The sequence below is a fragment of the Amycolatopsis sp. NBC_01307 genome (assembly GCF_035975215.1).
In the GTDB taxonomy this organism is placed as follows: domain Bacteria; phylum Actinomycetota; class Actinomycetes; order Mycobacteriales; family Pseudonocardiaceae; genus Amycolatopsis.
Genome location: NZ_CP108403.1, coordinates 2,317,739 through 2,334,635, shown reverse-complemented (window position 1 = coordinate 2,334,635; position 16,897 = coordinate 2,317,739). Strand labels below are relative to the sequence as shown.

Genomic DNA, 16,897 nt, shown 5'->3' with positions numbered 1-16,897 from the left:
GGTCGCCGCGCGTTATGCGACCGCGCGGGCGATTTCCGCGGCCACCAGGGCCATCGTGGTGCGGGCGCGGTCCGGGTCCTCGGTCAGGAAGTAGTGGTCCACCCCCGGCGTCCGGTCGTGCAGCACCTCGACGCCCGCCGCGCGCAGCCGGGAGACGTAGTTCTCGCCGTCGGCGCGCAGGGCGTCGCGCTCGGCGGTCAGCACCACCGCCCGCGGCAGCCCGGCGAGATCGCCGGCCAGGAGCGGGGACGCGTACGGGTGCCGCCGCGTCGCCGGGTCCGGGAAGTACACCCGGCGGACGAGGTCGCGCAGGCCCGGCGAGATCATCCCGCCGGCGGCCGGGTCCGGGTCGGTGGCGAGGTCCAGCGCGGGCACGCCCAGCACCTGCAGGCGCGGCCGCCACCCGCCGGCGTCACGCGCCTGCAGGCAGACCGCCGCCGCGAGACCGCCGCCGGAAGAGAACCCGCCGACGGCGACCCGGTCCGCCGCGGCCCACGAAGCGACGTCGAAGCACTGGTGCTGCGCCACCGGGAACGCGACGTAGGGACCGCAGCGGTAGTCGACGTTATACACCGTGACCCCGGCCGTGGCCGCGACGTACCGGCACCACCAGTCGTCCATCGCCGGGTAGCGCATCAGCCAGGCCCCGCCGTGGAAGTGGACGTACGCGCCGCCGGAATCGCCGGCGGGACGGTAGACGTGCACGCGGACCGGTCCGTGCCGGGTCGGGGCCCGGACCACCGAGGGCGCCGGGAGGTCGGTCCCGGCGAAGCGCAGGCTGTCGCCGTAGTGCACGGTCCACCGCGCGGTGCCGTGCATGACCATCGCCGCGAGCCGGTCCCGGAGCCTCATACCCGGGGTTCGGAGCCGGGCCGCCCGGCGATGGGTGGCTCAGCCCAGCCCGGCGTCGTGGACGAGGATCGCCACCTGGGTCCGGTTCGCCGCCTCGAGCTTCGCCATGATGTGTCCGATGTGGACCTTCACGGTGGACTCGCTGACCACCAGGGCCTTCGCGATCTCGCCGTTGCTCAGGCCGCGGCCGATCTGGACGGCGACGTCGTGCTCGCGCGGGGTCAGCGCGGCCAGCCGGTCACGGGCCTGCTCGCCCGCGCCGCCCGTCGCGAAGTCCATCAGCAGCCGCTTGGTGATCTTCGGCGACAGCATCGCCTCGCCGCGGGCCACCACCCGCACCGCCGTGACCAGCTCGCGGGGCGGGGTGTCCTTGAGCAGGAACCCGGCCGCGCCGTGGCGCAGCGCGGCGTAGACGTACTCGTCGACGTCGAACGTCGTCAGCACGACCACCGCGGGCGCCGCCGGGTGCCCGGCCAGCCGGCGGACCACCTCGATGCCGTCGACCTTCGGCATCTGGACGTCGGTGAGCACGACGTCGGGGCGGTACCGGTCGGTCAGCTCGACCGCCCGCGCGCCGTTGGTGTCCTCCGCGACGACCTCGACGTCCCCCGCCGACTCGAGGATCATCCGGATGCCGCTGCGGACCAGCTCCTCGTCCTCCAGCAGCACGACCTTGATCGTCACTCCGCCTCCTGCACGGGGAATCCGGCCAGCACGCGGAAGCGGCCGTCACCGGTCTTCCCGGTCTTCAGCTCGCCACCGGCCAGTTCGACGCGTTCGCGCATGCCCACCAGGCCGTAGCCCGATCCCGGGACGCCCGTGTGGTGCGGGGTGAGCCGGTTGGTCACCTCGACCGCGAGCCGGTCGCCCTCGGTGGCGAGCCGGACGTCGACGGCGGCGTGCGGGGCGTGTTTCCCCGCGTTGGTCAGGGATTCCTGCACGACGCGGTAGACGGCGCGGCCGACCTGGTCCGGCACCGCGGGCAGCGGGTCCGGCAGCTTCAGCTCCACCCGGGCGCCGGTCGCGGCGACCTCCTCGACCAGGTCCTCCAGCGAAGCCGGCAGGCCGGCGCCGGGGCTCGTGGACTCGGGGACGTCGTCGCGCAGCACCTGCAGGATGCCCCGCAGCTCCTCGAGCGCGGTGGCGCTGACGGCGCGGATCGTCTCGGCGGTCCGCTCGGTGGCTTCGTCCGGGGCGCGCAGGGAAAGCGCGCCCGCCTGCAACGCCACGGCCGTCACGCGGTGGGCGACGACGTCGTGCATCTCACGCGCGATGCGCCGTCGTTCGGCGAAGACGGCCTGGTCGGCGCGCAGGGTCCGGGTGCGCTCGGCCTCGTCGGCCCGCTCCCGCAGCACGGCCAGCAGCCTGGCGCGTTGGTGCATCCAGAGCCCGGCGAGGACCGGGCCGACGGAGAACATGCCCAGCACGACCACGAGGGTCAGCAGGTCCGCCGGCTCCGACACGACCCGCAGGACGCGCCCGCCGAGCACGGTGACGACCATCGCGACGCCGGTCAGGACGCTGACGCCGTGCCGGGCCGCGACCGAGTACAGGGCGATGGTCATCGGCAGCAGCGTCACGCCGGCGAAGAGGCAGGCCACCGCCACGAGCAGCACCAGGAACGGCCACCGGCGGCGGGCGAGCAGCGCCAGCGCGGAGACGATCACGGCCGGCACGTAGAGCGCCGGGTGCGGGTCCCGCGGGTCGCCGCCGGCCAGGGTGACGACGATCACGGCCGCCGCCACCGCGACGTCGAGGGCGAGCAGCGCGACCCGGCCGTCCCACCACTTGAGCCATCGCATCGGGACCAGGTTAAGGCGCGCCCGCTCACCCGGCACGACGTGCCAGGGTGAAACCCGTCGCGACCAGGGCGACGGCGGTCAGCGCGGCGAACACGGCGGGCCCCGGCATGCGCAGCAGGGCGGTGCCGCCGAACGGCAACGCCGTCACCGGCACCTTGACGAGCGCGGCCAGCGCGGTCTCCGCGACGAGCGTCCAGACGGCGAACACCCCGATGGCGGCCGCGGTGTGCCGCAGCAGCCCGCCGAGCGCGACGCCGGCGAGTCCGGAAAGGACGGTCAGCAGCAGCACCGCCGCGATGGCCCGGCCCGCCGCCCCCGCGTCGGCGGGCCGGACCCCACCGCCGGCCAGCACCCCGGCCGCGGCGAGCACCACCATGAGCACCCCGCCGAGCAGCCCGAGCCCGCCGGTGACCACCGCCCGGGCCGCCACGATCCGCACGGGCGAGCGCAGCACGAGCCGCGTGGTGGCGAGCGTCCCGTGCTGGAAGTCGAGCCCGAACGCGGCGACGCCGACGGCCGCGACGAGCAGCGCCCCGAGCCGCGCGACCAGGCCGAACGACGAGGTGAAGGCGTCGAGGTCGCCGAGGTCGCGCTTGAGGCCCCAGTAGAGGCCGGACGCGAACTGCAGGACCCCGGCGGCGAGCAGGAGCAGCCAGGTCGAACGCAGCGAGCGGGCGCGGATCCATTCGTAGGCCACGGCGTTCTTCACGACAGCTCCCTCCGCTGTGGCTTGGCGGCACTTTCACGTGAAAGTGCCGCTTCGCCGCGTCTCACGACGACTCCCCTCGGTGCCGGACCGCGGCGGCCGTCGCGGCGAGGAAGGCGTCCTCCAAGCCACTCCGGCGCACGAACAGCTCCCGCACCCCGATGCCCGCCCGCGCGGCCACCGCGGCCACCCGCTCGGTGTCGGCGGTGTCGACGGCCAGCTCGCCCGCGGCCTCCTGCCGTACCCGCAGGCCGTCGCGGGTCAGGGCGACCATCAACGCCGTCGCGCCACCCGTGCGCACCACGACGTCCGCGTGGGCGTGCCGCGCGACGAACTCCGGCAGCGGCCCGGCCGAGACCAGCCGCCCATCGCCGATCACGATCAGGTCCTCGGCCAGCAAGGACATCTCCGCCAGCAGGTGCGACGACGCGAACACCGTCCGGCCCTCCCCGGCCAGGCGGCGCAGCAGGTCGCGGATCCAGCGCACGCCCTCGGGGTCGAGGCCGTTGGCCGGTTCGTCGAGGATCAGGTACCCGGGGTCGCCGAGCAACGCCGTCGCCAGGCCCAGCCGCTGCTTCATGCCGAGGCTGAAGCGGCCGGCGGGCCGGCCCGCGACGGACTCCAGCCCGACCGTGGCCAGCACCTCGCGGACGCGCCGGGCCGGGAGACCGCCGCCCGCGGCGACCATCCGCAGGTGCGCCGAAGCCGTCCGGGCCGGGTGGACCGCGCCCGCGTCGGTGAGCACGCCCACCGCGCGCAGCGGGTCCGCGACCTGCGCGTACGTGCGGCCGCCGAACGTCGTGCGGCCCGCGCCGCGCTCCAGGCCGAGCATGAGCCGGATGGTCGTCGACTTCCCGGCGCCGTTCGGGCCCAGGAAGCCGGTGACGACGCCCGGGCGCACGGTGAACGACAGGTCTTCGACGCCGGCGCCGCCGCGGTAGCGCCGTGTCAGGCCCTCCGCGACGATCATCGCCGCACCGGCTCACCAGCGGCGGCTAGCGGGCTCATCGGGTTCTCCTCACGGGATCGTGGCTGATGACTCCACGATCGCCGTCCGGGCGCCCTCGCACATCGGAGATTCGGCTCTGCCGCGATAAGCGGAAAGTACTAGACGCGCGCCGGGGCGAACCGCAGGCCGCAGACCGTTTCCGGGACGTCGTCGAGCAGCTCGGCCAGCGCCGATCCCACCCGATCGGGGGCGCCCGAGCTGCGTCGCAGCAGGTCCGCCGTCCGGTCGGCGACCGTCTGCGCCACGAACCGGTACACCTCGTCGGCCGGACCGGTCCGGAACCGCGCGGGCTGGTGGTGCTCGATCGAGTCGCCGATGACCGCGCCCGCGTTGGCGACGACGTCCGGGACGCCCAGGATGCCGCGCCGCGCGAGGATCCGCGCCACCTCGCGGCTCGTGTAGGGGCAGTTCGCGCCGCTGACGATCACCCGGCACCGCAGCCGCTGCGCGACGCGCTCGTCCACCACCCCCGACGCCGAGCACAGCACCAGCAGCTCTTCGGGCCGGGCCCACCACGCCGACAGCGAGTGCAGCGCGGTGCAGCCGGGCAGCAGCGGCGCGGCCGGGTCGTGGTCGTAGGTGGTGACGCGGGCGCCGCCGGCCGCCAGCAGCGCGGCCACCGCAGCCCCGGTCTTCCCGACTCCGTGCACCAGCACACCCCGGTCCGCGACGGCGCCGCCCGCGGCCTGGCGCACGGCCGCGACGATGCCGTGCGCGGTGGCGAGGCTCGCGTCGACCGCGCTGTCCACGGCCGCGAGCACGTACGGCGACAGGCCGCTGAGGACCCGCATGTCCGCGGCCGTGGTGTTCATGTCGCAACCGGTGTAGAGCCGCCCGGCGTGCCGGTCGAGCACGTCGCCGACCGCCCGCAGCAGCGCGAACCGGTCCACTGTGGACGGATCGGCGACGGCGGTGAGCTTCGCCCCGGAGAACCCGGTGCGGTACAGGGCGTGCTTGAGCGTCATGCGGCGGGCGAGCCGCAGGCCGTCCGCCAGCGCCCGGCGTTCGCTGTCGTAGGGCAGCAGCCGCAGGCCGCCGTTGGCCGGACCGGCGCCCGGATCGCCGTCGCGCACCACGAACACCGGCACGCCCTCGGCCGTGCGGACGCGCTCGACCACCGGTCTCATCGCAACGCCCCCGCGCGCCACAGGTCCGGGTGCAGCGCGCCCGGGGCGATGTCGTGCGCGGTCCGGCCGTCGAGCGCGAGGTCGGCGCAGACCTCGCCCAGCAGCGGGGCGATCTTGAACACCCAGCCGGTGGCGCAGACGACGACGTCCCGGAGCCCGGGCGCGAAGTCGACGACGAGCTCCCGGGCCAGCGCTCCGGGCTGCTCGGACCGGGTCAGCAGGCCGCACAGGCACGCCGACGCGTCGACCGGCGCCGGGTCCAGCCACGGCAGGTGCTCGCCCACCCACCGTCCCATCTGTGCCACGACCCGCGGATCCACCTCGCGCCGCGACGGCGGCTCGGCCGAGACCGCGGCCGGGTGGTTGACGCCGACGCGCACGAAGCCCGGACGGTCCCAGGCCAGCTCCGGAAACCCGTAGTACAGCCCGGGATCGCCGGTCCGCGGCGCCTGGAACGTGATCCAGGTGGGCAGCTCGCTGGCGGGTTCGCGGGTCCGGAACCAGGCCGAGACCATGGTCCAGGTCGTGGTGGCCAGCTCGAACCCGAGCAGCCGCAGGACCGCGTTCGTCTCCGGACCGGCGGCGATCACCAGCTTGGCGCCGTGGAACGAGTCCCCGGCCGCGGTCTCGACGCGCACCCCGCCGTCGCCGGTGTGGATCGCGACGACCTCCTGGCCGCGCCGCAGCGCCACCCGCCCGGACGCCGCGGCCGCGCGGTGGAACGCGCGCAGCGTCGCCTTGACGTTGGTCGCGGCGCCGTCGGGCTGGAAGAACCCGGTCCACCAGTCCGGGATGCCGGCGAAGCCGAACCGCCGGGTGACGTCGGCCGCGGTGAGCCGGTCGAACGGCAGGTCCAGCTCGGTCATCACGGCGAGGACGGCGTCGATCTGCCCTTCCGCGCCGGGCGCGTGCGGGTCGCCGAACCACAGGCAGCCGGTGCGCGTGGCCAGGTCCTCGGTGGTGCGCTCCTGCAGCTCCGCCCACAGCGGCCGCGACGCCAGCACCAGCCGCGAGACGGCGGGGTCGTCGTACTGGAGCCGGAACTGCCGGGACGTGCCCCCGGACGCCGTCTCGTCGTGGAAGAACTCGCGTTTCTCCAGCACCAGCGCGGTGCTGCCGCGCTTGGCCGCCGCGTGGGCCGTGGCGAGCCCGACGGCTCCCCCGCCCACGACGATCAGGTCGACCGGGCCGTCCATCCCCACCCCTCTCGGCGCCGGCGCGGTCGCACCCGGCCCCTAGATCACTACCGGGCCGGCGGGGTGGTCCACGGGCCGTTCACCTGAAGGTGTCGCCCACCTTCGGCTTGTCAACCCGCAGATAGTGTTGGGAAATCACCAATCGCGAGGCCCTACGGAAGTCGGCTCCGGCGGTGTGTGTCCGCGGGGTAAATTCCCCAAGCGCGCGCAAATCCGGCAAATCCCCGTCCCCCCAACGAGGAGTCTTCCGATGTCCAGGAAGTTCGCTCTGACCGGCGCTGTCGCGCTCGCGATCGCCCTCACCCCGCTCGCCGCGGGCACCGCGACCGCCGCCCCGGCCTCCACCCAGCAGGAAGCCGCCGTCACCACGGTGTACTACAGCACGTCGGGCGCCCCGTCGTTCCGCTCGCAGATCAACCAGGGCGCCGCGAACTGGAACAGCAGCGTGACCAACGTCAAGCTGGTCGAGCGGGCCTCCGGCGCCAGCCTGCGCTACGTCGAGGGCAACGACGCCCGCGGCTCCTACGCGCAGACCAACGGCCACGGCAGCGGCACCATCTTCATCGACTACACCCAGGCCCAGCAGTACTACCCGGTCCGGATCACCGCGCACGAGACCGGCCACGCCCTCGGCCTGCCGGACCACTACTCGGGCCCGTGCTCCGAGCTGATGTCCGGTGGCGGCCCCGGCACGTCCTGCCGCACCGCGGTCCCGAACTCGGCGGAGCGCAGCCGGGTGAACTCCCTGTGGGCCAACGGCTTCGCCGCGAACAACGCGCCGGAGCAGCGCATCTACGAGGACGGCACCGTCCTGACCTTCTGACCGGCCCCGGCACCACCGACGGCCCCCGGGGATCAGCTCCCCGGGGGCCGCTCGGCATCCCCCGCACCCGCGCTCGACGTGCGGGACCGGCGCGCGTGATCGACGATCAGGACGTGCAGACACCGCAGCCCCACGTGCTCGTCCTGTTCGGAGCCACCGGTGACCTCGCGCGCCGGAAGCTGTTCCCCGGGCTCTTCCGCCTCTACACCGCGAAGATGCTGCCCGGCGGGTTCGCGATCGTCGGGTCCGGACGGCACTCGCCGGGCACCGACGACGAGTTCCGCGACCGCATCGGCGACGCCCTGCGTGAGAACCTCGGGGACGACTTCGACGACAGCGCCTGGCGCGAGTTCGCCCGGCGGCTCTCCTTCCGCGTCTCCTCCGCCGACGACGGCGCCGACCTGGCCGGACACGTCCGCGAGCAGCGCGAAAGCCTCGGCGACGACGCCCGGACCCTGCTCTACCTCTCGGTGCCGCCCGGCGCGATGACCGGGATGGTCGGCATGCTCGGCGAGACCGGCCTGGCCGAGGGCGCCCGGCTGGTGCTCGAGAAGCCGTTCGGCAGCGACCTCGAGTCCTCGCGCGAGCTCACCGCCGCGCTGCACGAGGTGTTCACCGAGGAGCAGATCTTCCGGATCGACCACTTCCTCGGCAAGGAGGCGGTGCAGAACATCCTCGTGTTCCGCTTCGCCAACGGCCTGGTCGAGTCGCTCTGGAACCACGACCACATCGCCTACGTCCAGATCGACATCCCCGAGTCGATCGGCATCGAAGGCCGCGCGGCCTTCATGGAGTCGACCGGCACCTTCCGCGACATGGTCTCCACGCACCTGCTGCAGGTGCTCGGTTTCCTCGCGATGGAACCGCCGCCGGAGATCAGCGCCGAGTGGCTGCGCGCCGAGAAGCACAAGCTCTACCACAGCCTCCGGCCGCTCGACCCCGGCGACGTCGTGTTCGGCCAGTACGAGGGCTACCGCGACGAGGAGGGCGTCGACGACGCCTCGGACGTCGAGACGTTCGTCGCGCTGGAGGCCCGGATCGACAACTGGCGCTGGCAGGGGGTGCCGTTCTACCTGCGCACCGGCAAGGCCCTGGCCCAGACCCGCCGCACCGTGACCATCGGGCTGCGGGAGCCGCCGCTGGCGATGTTCACCGGGGCCGACGACCTCGGCGGCGGCAACGAGCTCGTCTTCGAGCTCACCGAGCAGCCGCAGCTGACCCTGGAGCTGCGGGCGAAGCGGCCCGGCGCGGACCTGTCCGTCGGCAAGGCCGCGCTGACCCTCGACGTCGCCGGCACCTTCGACGGCGTCGAGCCGCTCGAGGCCTACCAGAAGCTGCTGCTCGACGTCATGCGCGGCGACCACACGCTGTTCAGCAGCGCCGAGGAGATCGAACGGCTCTGGCAGGTCTGCGAGCCCGTCCTGCGCAACCCACCGAAGACCCAGCCGTACGCGAAGGGGTCGTGGGGCCCCGAAGCGGCGTTGCGCCTGCCCGGCGAACGCGGCTGGCGGGTGCCCGAGTGACCTACCTCCCGATCGCCGAGCACGGCCTGGTCGGCGACCTGCGCACCGCCGCCCTCGTCGGCACCGACGGCCGGGTGAGCTGGTTCTGCGCGCCGCGGTTCGACTCGCCGAGCGTCTTCGGGGCGCTCGTCGACGCCGAGCACGGCGGCGACTGGGAGCTGGCGCCGGTGTGCGAGGTCACCGCGCGCCACCAGTTCTACTTCCCGGACACGAACATCCTCATCACCCGGTTCCTCACCGAGGACGGCATCGTCGAGCTGCAGGACTTCATGCCGATCCTGCGCCCGCACGACGTCGAGCACCGGCAACGGCTGGTCCGGCGGGTGGTCAACATCCGCGGGCACGTCCGGATGCGCACCCGGGTCCGGCCGTGCTTCGACTACGGCCGCGACGTCCCGGAAGTGTCCGAGAAGGACGGTCGCATCTCCTTCCAGGGCAAGGAGATGCGCGTCTGCCTCGACTCGTCGGTCACCCTGGACACCGGCGACGGCGCGGCCACGGCCGAGTTCGACGTCCCCGCCGGCGACACGGAGCTGTTCGTGCTGGAGGTCGCCGACGACACGGCCGACCACCCGGCCGCCGACGCGGCCGAGGCGCAGGACCTGTTCGACGCGACCGTCGGGTTCTGGCGCGACTGGCTGTCCCGCTCGTCCTACACCGGCCGGTGGCGGGAGATGGTGCACCGCTCGGCGTTGACGTTGAAGCTGCTCACGCACGAGCCGAGCGGCGCGATCGTCGCCGCGCCCACCCTCGGCCTGCCGGAACGGATCGGCGGCGAACGCAACTGGGACTACCGGCACGTCTGGCTGCGCGATGCCGGGTTCTCGCTGTACGCGTTGCTGCGCCTGGGTTTCACCGACGAGGCCGAGGCGTTCGTCGGCTGGCTGACCGACCGCGTCTCCGACGACCGCGACGGCGACCTCGGCCCGCTGCGCGTGATGTACTCCATCGACGGCGACGCCGACCTCACCGAGCACGAGCTGGAGCACCTCGAGGGTTACCGCGGCTCACGCCCGGTGCGCGTCGGCAACGGCGCGGCCGGGCAGCTGCAGCTGGACGTCTACGGCGAGGTCATCGACTCGATCTACCTGTTCGACAAGTACGGCAAGGGCATCTCGCACGCCAGCTGGGCGAGCCTGTGCACGATGCTGGACTGGCTGCTGGAAAACTGGGACCGGCCGGACCACGGCATCTGGGAAACCCGCTCGGGGCAACGGAACCACACGTTCTCCCGGCTGATGAGCTGGGTCGCGGTGGAGCGGATGGTCCGGGTCGCGCGCCGCCGCGGCCTGCCCGCCGACCTCACGCGCTGGACGTCGGTGCGCGACGAGATCTACGGCCGGATCCAGGAGCAGGGCTGGAACGAGGAGATCGGCGCGTTCGTCCAGCACTGCGAGCCCGAGCCCGGCACCGCGCTCGACGCGTCACTGCTGCTGATGCCGATGGTGAAGTTCTGCTCCCCCACCGACCCGCGGTTCCTGTCCACTGTGGAACGCATCGGCGAGGAGCTGGTGCTGGACAGCCTGGTGTTCCGCTACAACCCGGAGGAAGCCCCCGACGGCCTGGACGGCTCGGAGGGCACGTTCTCGCTGTGCTCGTTCTGGTGGGTGGAGGCCCTGACCCGCGCCGGCCGCACCGACGACGCGCGGCTGGCGCTGGAGAAGATGTTCACCTACGCCAACCACGTCGGGCTGTACGCCGAGCAGATCGGGCTGACCGGGGAGCAGCTGGGCAACTTCCCGCAGGCGTTCACCCACTTGGCACTGATCAGCGCAGCCCTCAACCTGGACCGAGCCCTGGACACCTAGCCCGGTTGCGGCGGCGGGCACGTGTCCGACGCGATCCTGCGCGATCCGGCCCGGATCCGCGTGATCCGGGCCGGAACTCACATGACCAGGCCCGGGACTCGCGTGATCCGGGCCGGAACTCGCGTGATCAGCGGGCGAACTTGATCGGCGAGGAATCGCGGCGCCGTCGGGTTACCAGGGGTTGTTGCCGAAGCCGTCGTCGTCGTCCGTGTCTGCTGCTCGGTGGCGGCGGCCGCGGCGGGGTTCCGCCGGGGCCGACGGCGGGGCCGGGGTGGGGGCGAACGGCGATGCCGCGCCCGCGCCCTGCTCCCCCGCGAAGCCCTCCGGCTCGAAGCTCTGCGGGCCGCCGCTGTCGTCGCGGACGCCCCAGCCGGACTTGGTCTTGCGGTTGGCCATCTCCCGCACGTGCTGGACGTACCGCTCGGCCGCCTGCACCTGCTTGGTCATGTACTCCTGGGACTTGGCCTTGATCTCCTCACCCTGCTGCTCGCGCAGGGAGCGGCGCTCGGCCTGTTCGCGGACGAGGCCGTCCAAGCCGGCCTTCATGCCCGCCATCTCGTCGCTCATGCGTCCTCCTCAGCCCGCGCTCACCACCGGCGGGGGGCCGGTGGCTCCTCGTCGTCCAGCGACCCGACGATGCGGCCGGTGGGTTCGGCCATCGGCTCGAAGACGGCGCCCTCGATCCGGTACGCGCGGTTCGAGCGCTCCTGGTCGCCGCCGCCCTGGCCGCCGCCGCCCATGCCGCCCATCGGCATGCCGCCGCCCATCGACTGACCGGCCTGGCCGTTCGCACCGGACATGGCCGCCGAGGCGAACGCGGGCGCCGCCGGCTGCTGCTGGCTCGCACCCACCCCGCTGTGGACGCCCTCGGACAGCGACGGCGACTCGCCGAGCGAGCCCGTCACCGCGCCGCCACCCGTGTCGAGACCGGCCGTGGACAGCGCGTGCGCGCCACCCCCGCCGCCACCCGACGCGCCGGCCCCGTCGAGGGTGCCGCTGTGCTTCGGCAGGTCGTCGGGCTTCGCGTCGGGGGTGTCGCCGAGCGCGTGCGACGCCGTGTCGCCCCTGGTCTCGCCGCTGAGCGCGTCGTCGAGGTGCTTCTTGGCGGCGTCGTCCAGGCCGCCGGGCGACGTGTCGTCCTCGCCGAGGGTGTAGGTCGTCGGCTTGCCGGTGCCGTCGTCGACGGTCACGACCGTCGGGCCGTCCGCGCCGTCGGGCCGCTCGGCGGTGATCTTGACGTCGCCGTCCTGGATGTGGATCTTGCCGTCCGCACCGGGGTGGTAGACGCCGTCGGCGTCCGGCTTCCCCGGGTCGTCCGAGCCGACGCCGAGGTCAGTCTTGGCGGCGTCATCGTCGGGCCAGTCGAGCTTGAAGTCCTTCGCCGGGCCGTCGCCTTCGCCGACCTTGATGTCCATCTTGCCGTCGGAGTCCGGCTCGGTCATCTCGAAGGTCTTGTCACCCTGCTTGACCTTCAGGTGGTCGAGCTTCTCGTCGCCGTCGGGCTTGCCGTCGCCGTCCTTGTCGGTGTCGGGCTTGCCGTCGCCGTCGGTGTCGGACTTGCCGTCGTCGAGCAGGCCGTCGCCGTCCTGGTCGGTCTTGATGCCGTCGCCGCCGAGCTTGTCCAGGGCGTCGGACGCCTGCTTCTTCGCGTCCTCCGCGGCCTTTTCGGCGGCTTCCTTGCCGTCCGCGGCCGGGTCCGACCCGGAATCCGAGCCCGAACCGGAGCCGGAGCCCGCGTCGTCGCCACCGCCGCTGCCGCCGAGGCCCGAACCGCCACCGGCGTCGGTCTTGATGCCCTCGCCGGAGAACTCGCTCAACGCGTCGGCGGCCTTCTTCTTCGCCGCTTCCGCCGCCGCGGCGGCCGCGTCCTGACCACCGCCGGCTCCCGAACCCGAACCGGCCCCGGACGGCGACGTGTCGCTGCCGCCGCCGGCACCACCGCCGGTGTCACCGCCACCGCCACCGCCGAGGCCGCCCGCGCCGTCGCCGGAGTCGGTCTTGATGCCCTCGCCGCTGAACTGGCTCAACGCGTCGGCGGCCTTCTTCTTGGCGGCTTCCGCCGCCGCGGCCGCGGCCTCCTGACCGTCCGAAGACGACGGTGGCGGCGTCGAAGACGGCGTCGTGTCGTCGCCACCGCCCGAGCCCCCGCCACCGGACATGTCCGGGATGGACGGCATCGGCCCGCCACCACCGGAACCCGAGCCGGAACCGCCGCCCGAGCCCGAACCGGAACCACCGGAGATGTCCGGAATCGGCGGGACAGAACCGCCACCACCGGAGCCGGAACCCGAGCCCGAACCGGACCCGGAGCCGCCGCCGGAAGCACCGGACGGCGTGTCGAAGTCCGGGATCGGCGGCACGTTGCCGCCGCCACCCGAACCCGAGCCGCCGGAACCCGAGCCGGAGCCCGAACCACTGCCGGAGCCGGACCCGCCGGAACCCGAGCCGGAGCCGCCGGAACCGGAACCACCGGAGCCCGAACCGTCACCGCCGCCCGAGCCACCGCCGTAGCCGCCACCGCCCGAACCCGAGCCGGAACCGCCGCCGTAACCACCGTTGCCCGAACCCGAACCCGAGCCGCCACCGGACCCACCGGTGCCGGACCCGGAACCCGAGCCCGAACCGCCGGGCATCGTGACACCCTCGAACTCGTTCTTGACCTTGCCCATGACCTTGTCGAGCGCGTCGTAGGCCTGGTCGACGAGGTCCTTGGTGTCCTTGCAGGTCTTGGCGAAGCCCTGGTAGAGCCGGTCCCACATGTCGGGGTTGAACTGGTTCTGGATCCACTGCTTGGCCAGGTCCTGGCCGTGCTTCTTGATCTCGTCGCCGTCGCAGCAGCCCTGGTCGTTGAGCGTCTTGACCAGGTTGGTGCCGAAGTTGGCGTCCATCCAGCCCGCGATCTGGGCCAGGTCCTGCTCGTTGCCGTGCTCGCCGCTGGCGACCGCGACGACCTTCTGCGCCATCGTGTAGTCGGCCTTGCCGACCAGGTCGGTGTACATCCCGATGACCGCGTCGGCCTTGCCCTTGCACAGCTGGAAGACCGTGGTCGCGGTGCTCAGCGTCGCCTCGCCCGCGTTGCCGAGGGTCTGGGACAGCTTGTTCGCCTTGGGCAGGATCTTGTCGTTGTAGGTGTCCGACGCGGCGTCGGCACCGGCGCCGGTCCAGCTCTGGTACAGGCTGGACAGCTCGGTGCCGGTGTTCTCCACCGTCTTGTCCACCGTGGTCGAGCCGGTCTTGAAGTGGTCGGCGTCCTCCACGAAGTTCTGGAAGCTGATGCCGCGCTGCTCGTCGAACGGCTTCCGGATGTCCTTGTCCAGGTCGAGCGCGCGGGTGTTGCCGCGGCAGTCGTCCGGGAGCTTCGCCAGCAGCGAGCCGAACGTCTCGAACAGCTTGAGCGCGGGCGCGGCGGCGTCGAAGATCTCGTCGGACGTCTTCGTGCCGGTGCTGGCGCCACCGCCGGACTCGTCGGAGGCGGGCGGCTTGGTGTCGTCGAGCTTCTTCTTGCCGTCGTCGACGGCCTTCTTCTCCTGGTCTTCGTTGTAGCTGGCCTGGTCGCCCGCCTTCTTGGCGGTGTCGTAGGCCTCGTCGAGCGGGACGCCGGAGAAGAGCGGGTTCGCGTTGTAGGCGGTGGCGAGCTTCTCGGCTTCCTGCCGCTTGGCCTTGATGTCGTCCGGTTCCTGGTCGGCCAGGAACGGCGGGGGCGGCGGGTTCTCCCGCATCCAGCTGCTGATCAGCACGCTCTTGGTCTGGGCGGGCACGCTCGGGTCGTCGAGCACCGCCTTGACCTCGGTCCAGGTCTTGGCCATTACAGGTCAGCCCCCGCGGTGGTGATCGCGCCCGACTGGTTTTCCTCGTTCGCGCCGTAGCTGCTGCCGGCGGTGCCGAGGTTCGTGCCGAACGAGCCCAGCGTGCTGCTGTACCCGCTGACCGCGGCCCACAGCGCCGTCACCCCGGCGGTGTACTTCGCCGCGTGCGCGCCGTGGGCCTGGCCGAAGCCGGCCGCGTCGACCGGCGTGCTCGACAGGTCCGGGTTGTCGTCCAGCAGCTGTTCCGACAGCCGGCCGATGTTCTTCGACGCCGACGACAACGCGTCGGTCGTCGCGGTGTACCCCCCGCTCATTTCAGAGCCTCTCGTCAGATCCGCCGGTCGCGCCCGCGAGCGCTTCCGTGAGCACTTCGGCCACCGAACCCACGTCGGTGAACCGGTCGAGCTGGTCCAGGTCGATCGTCACCCGGAAGTAGACCTCCAGCGCCGCCAGCAGCTTGATCCGGCCCTTGGAGTCGATGCCCAGCTCCTCGAGGGGAGCGTCGGGTTCGACGCCGGCGGGGTCCAGCATGAAGGTCTCGCTGACGACCTTCGTGACCTCGGCGCGGTGATCACCCACGGAAGTCACCATAACGCGCCTTGGCGGCCGACCGGGCGACCTTGCCACTGGAAGTGCGCGGAAGTCCGCCGAAAGGGACCAGACGTACCGAACGCAGCGTGAGATCGTGTTCGCGCGACACCGCGCGCAGCACCGCCCTGGTCACTTCTCTGACATCCACACCTTCGGTGTCACGCGCCCACTCGGCCACCACCACCGCGCCCTCGCCGGCGTCGTCGGCCACGCCGAACGCGGCGACGCGGTCCCGGCGGACGGCCGGGTGCGCCTCCCCCGCCGCCGCTTCGATGTCCTGCGGGTGGAAGTTGCGGCCGTCGACGACGATGAGGTCCTTGATCCGGCCGGTGACGTAGAGGTCGCCGCGGTGCACGACACCGAGGTCGCCGGTGCGCAGCCAGCCGCGCAGGCCGTCGAGCGTGGCGCCGAACGCGGCGGCGTCACCGCGACCCCAGTAGCCGGTCGCCACGTTCGAGCCGTGGATCCAGATCTCGCCGACGTCGCCGTCGGGCGCCGTCCGTCCATCCCGGACGATCCGCACGCGCTGCCCGACCGGACGCCCGACCGACACGAGTTCCTGGCCGTCGACCATTTCGACGGCTTTGCCCTGCGCGAGGGCGTCCCGGTCGAACACCGCGCCGCGCGGTCCTTCGGGGCCCGCGCTCGTGACGTAGACGGTGGCTTCGGCCAAGCCGTAGGACGGGCAGTGCGCCCCGGGGCGGAACCCGCGCGGGCCGAACACCTCCTGGAAACGCCGGACCGTGCGCGGCCGGACGGGTTCACTGCCGTTGAGCGCGACCCGCACGCCGGACAGGTCGAGGTCGTCGCCGGCCTCGGCCGCCGCGTCGGCCGCGAGGTCGAAGGCGAAGTTCGGGGCGGCGGTGAACACCGCCGGGTAGTCGTGCAGCTGCCGCAGCCACCGCTGCGGCCGGTGCACGAACTCGGCCGGGGCCATGAACACCGAGCGGCCGCCGGCGAAGACGGGCAGGCACAGCAGCTGGATCAGGCCCATGTCGTGGAAGAACGGGATCCAGCCGGCGCAGGTCGTGCCCTCGTCGACGGCGTAGGCGCGGCTGCCCTGCCAGCAGGCGGCGACGATCGCCCGGTGCGGGATCACCGCGCCGGCCGGCTCCCGCGTCGAGCCCGACGTGTATTGCAGGTACGCCGGGGTTTCCGCCGTCACCGGGACCGGATCGACGCCCGGGCCGGACACTTCGTCGGCCACGACGAGGTGGTCGAAATCGCCGGCTTCACGCACCCGGGCCGCCGCGGCCGACGACGTCAGCCAGACGCGGGCGCCGCAGTCGGCCAGCACGCCCGTGAGCCGGTCGCGCTGGCCGCGGCTCGCCGGCGCCATCAACGGCACCGCGACCAGGCCGGCGGCGAGCGCGCCGAAGAACGCGAGCGGGTAGTTCAGGTCCTGGCCCGCGAGGATCGCGACGCGCTCCCCCGGCTCGGCGACGCGGCCCAGCGCGCCGGCCACCACGCGCACCCGCGCCGTGAACTCGGCCCACGTCAGCGTGTGCACGGCGCCGGCGCTGTGGTCCTGGTGGGTGAACAGCGGACGCTCGTCGGCCGCACGCGCGAAGAGGCGCTCGACGATCGAGGTGCGCAGCACCTCTTCGGGCACGTTCACCGGCGGCTCGGGCGGACGGGACGCATACGGGCAACC

At 73.1% G+C, this 16,897-nt stretch carries 15 protein-coding genes; 3 read left to right on the top strand and 12 right to left on the bottom strand.

Going from position 1 to position 16,897, the window contains the following annotated elements; genetic code table 11:
- Positions 1–12 precede the first annotated feature (12 nt).
- From OG439_RS10195 to OG439_RS10165, 7 genes are all read right to left on the bottom strand, one after another.
- A complete protein-coding gene (locus tag OG439_RS10195) occupies positions 13–852 on the bottom strand; it encodes an alpha/beta hydrolase (RefSeq protein ID WP_326949127.1) in 840 nt (279 codons plus the stop codon).
- Between the two features lie 39 nt (positions 853–891).
- Positions 892–1,536 carry a response regulator transcription factor gene (locus tag OG439_RS10190; RefSeq protein WP_326949126.1) on the bottom strand — a complete coding sequence of 215 codons (645 nt, stop codon included), beginning with the start codon at positions 1,534–1,536 and terminating at the stop codon, positions 892–894.
- A complete protein-coding gene (locus OG439_RS10185; protein ID WP_326949125.1) occupies positions 1,533–2,654 on the bottom strand; it encodes a sensor histidine kinase in 1,122 nt (373 codons plus the stop codon). Before OG439_RS10185 ends, OG439_RS10190 begins: the two co-directional genes overlap by 4 nt.
- A 25-nt stretch (positions 2,655–2,679) precedes the next feature.
- Positions 2,680–3,363 carry a hypothetical protein gene (locus OG439_RS10180; RefSeq protein WP_326949124.1) on the bottom strand — a complete coding sequence of 228 codons (684 nt, stop codon included), beginning with the start codon at positions 3,361–3,363 and terminating at the stop codon, positions 2,680–2,682.
- Between the two features lie 61 nt (positions 3,364–3,424).
- The gene (locus OG439_RS10175) at positions 3,425–4,330 is read right to left on the bottom strand and encodes an ATP-binding cassette domain-containing protein (protein ID WP_326949123.1); all 906 of its coding nucleotides are present in this window, start codon (positions 4,328–4,330) and stop codon (positions 3,425–3,427) included.
- A gap of 137 nt (positions 4,331–4,467) precedes the next feature.
- The gene (locus OG439_RS10170) at positions 4,468–5,496 is read right to left on the bottom strand and encodes a Glu/Leu/Phe/Val dehydrogenase dimerization domain-containing protein (RefSeq protein ID WP_326949122.1); all 1,029 of its coding nucleotides are present in this window, start codon (positions 5,494–5,496) and stop codon (positions 4,468–4,470) included.
- Positions 5,493–6,692 (bottom strand): FAD-dependent oxidoreductase, encoded by a 1,200-nt coding sequence (locus OG439_RS10165; protein WP_326949121.1) that lies wholly within the window; start codon positions 6,690–6,692, stop codon positions 5,493–5,495. Before OG439_RS10165 ends, OG439_RS10170 begins: the two co-directional genes overlap by 4 nt.
- 250 nt (positions 6,693–6,942) lie before the next feature.
- On the opposite strand from OG439_RS10165, the gene OG439_RS10160 reads away from it, so the two are divergent.
- From OG439_RS10160 to OG439_RS10150, 3 genes are all read left to right on the top strand, one after another.
- Positions 6,943–7,515, top strand: a complete 573-nt coding sequence (locus OG439_RS10160) for a snapalysin family zinc-dependent metalloprotease (protein ID WP_326949120.1) — start codon at positions 6,943–6,945, stop codon at positions 7,513–7,515.
- A 95-nt stretch (positions 7,516–7,610) separates the two neighbouring features.
- Positions 7,611–9,038: a glucose-6-phosphate dehydrogenase gene (gene zwf / locus OG439_RS10155; RefSeq protein WP_326949119.1), complete on the top strand. Its 1,428-nt coding sequence runs from the start codon at positions 7,611–7,613 to the stop codon at positions 9,036–9,038.
- The gene (locus OG439_RS10150; RefSeq protein WP_326949118.1) at positions 9,035–10,846 is read left to right on the top strand and encodes a glycoside hydrolase family 15 protein; all 1,812 of its coding nucleotides are present in this window, start codon (positions 9,035–9,037) and stop codon (positions 10,844–10,846) included. The genes zwf and OG439_RS10150 overlap by 4 nt, the downstream gene beginning before the upstream one ends.
- Before the next feature lie 171 nt (positions 10,847–11,017).
- Here the strand turns inward: OG439_RS10150 and OG439_RS10145 are convergent, their stop codons facing one another.
- From OG439_RS10145 to OG439_RS10125, 5 genes are read right to left on the bottom strand one after another with little or no spacing between them, the layout of a single operon-like run.
- Positions 11,018–11,413: a hypothetical protein gene (locus OG439_RS10145; protein WP_326949117.1), complete on the bottom strand. Its 396-nt coding sequence runs from the start codon at positions 11,411–11,413 to the stop codon at positions 11,018–11,020.
- 20 nt (positions 11,414–11,433) lie between these two features.
- The gene (locus OG439_RS10140; RefSeq protein WP_326949116.1) at positions 11,434–14,652 is read right to left on the bottom strand and encodes a WXG100 family type VII secretion target; all 3,219 of its coding nucleotides are present in this window, start codon (positions 14,650–14,652) and stop codon (positions 11,434–11,436) included.
- The gene (locus tag OG439_RS10135; RefSeq protein WP_326949115.1) at positions 14,652–14,966 is read right to left on the bottom strand and encodes a hypothetical protein; all 315 of its coding nucleotides are present in this window, start codon (positions 14,964–14,966) and stop codon (positions 14,652–14,654) included. Before OG439_RS10135 ends, OG439_RS10140 begins: the two co-directional genes overlap by 1 nt.
- 1 nt (position 14,967) lies before the next feature.
- Positions 14,968–15,231, bottom strand: coding sequence for an acyl carrier protein (locus tag OG439_RS10130; RefSeq protein WP_247051305.1), 264 nt, complete (start codon positions 15,229–15,231; stop codon positions 14,968–14,970).
- Positions 15,224–16,861 carry a fatty acyl-AMP ligase gene (locus tag OG439_RS10125; RefSeq protein ID WP_326949114.1) on the bottom strand — a complete coding sequence of 546 codons (1,638 nt, stop codon included), beginning with the start codon at positions 16,859–16,861 and terminating at the stop codon, positions 15,224–15,226. The genes OG439_RS10130 and OG439_RS10125 overlap by 8 nt, the downstream gene beginning before the upstream one ends.
- Positions 16,862–16,897: the final 36 nt, after the last annotated feature.

Excerpts from the sequence above, each read along its gene's own strand:
- OG439_RS10195 (WP_326949127.1), bottom strand. The coding sequence starts at position 852 with ATGAGGCTCCGGGACCGGCTCGCGGCGATGGTCATGCACGGCACCGCG.
- OG439_RS10185 (WP_326949125.1), bottom strand. The coding sequence starts at position 2,654 with ATGCGATGGCTCAAGTGGTGGGACGGCCGGGTCGCGCTGCTCGCCCTC.
- OG439_RS10175 (WP_326949123.1), bottom strand. The coding sequence starts at position 4,330 with ATGATCGTCGCGGAGGGCCTGACACGGCGCTACCGCGGCGGCGCCGGC.
- OG439_RS10170 (WP_326949122.1), bottom strand. The coding sequence starts at position 5,496 with ATGAGACCGGTGGTCGAGCGCGTCCGCACGGCCGAGGGCGTGCCGGTG.
- OG439_RS10165 (WP_326949121.1), bottom strand. The coding sequence starts at position 6,692 with ATGGACGGCCCGGTCGACCTGATCGTCGTGGGCGGGGGAGCCGTCGGG.
- OG439_RS10160 (WP_326949120.1), top strand. The coding sequence starts at position 6,943 with ATGTCCAGGAAGTTCGCTCTGACCGGCGCTGTCGCGCTCGCGATCGCC.
- OG439_RS10145 (WP_326949117.1), bottom strand. The coding sequence starts at position 11,413 with ATGAGCGACGAGATGGCGGGCATGAAGGCCGGCTTGGACGGCCTCGTC.
- OG439_RS10140 (WP_326949116.1), bottom strand. The coding sequence starts at position 14,652 with ATGGCCAAGACCTGGACCGAGGTCAAGGCGGTGCTCGACGACCCGAGC.
- OG439_RS10135 (WP_326949115.1), bottom strand. The coding sequence starts at position 14,966 with ATGAGCGGGGGGTACACCGCGACGACCGACGCGTTGTCGTCGGCGTCG.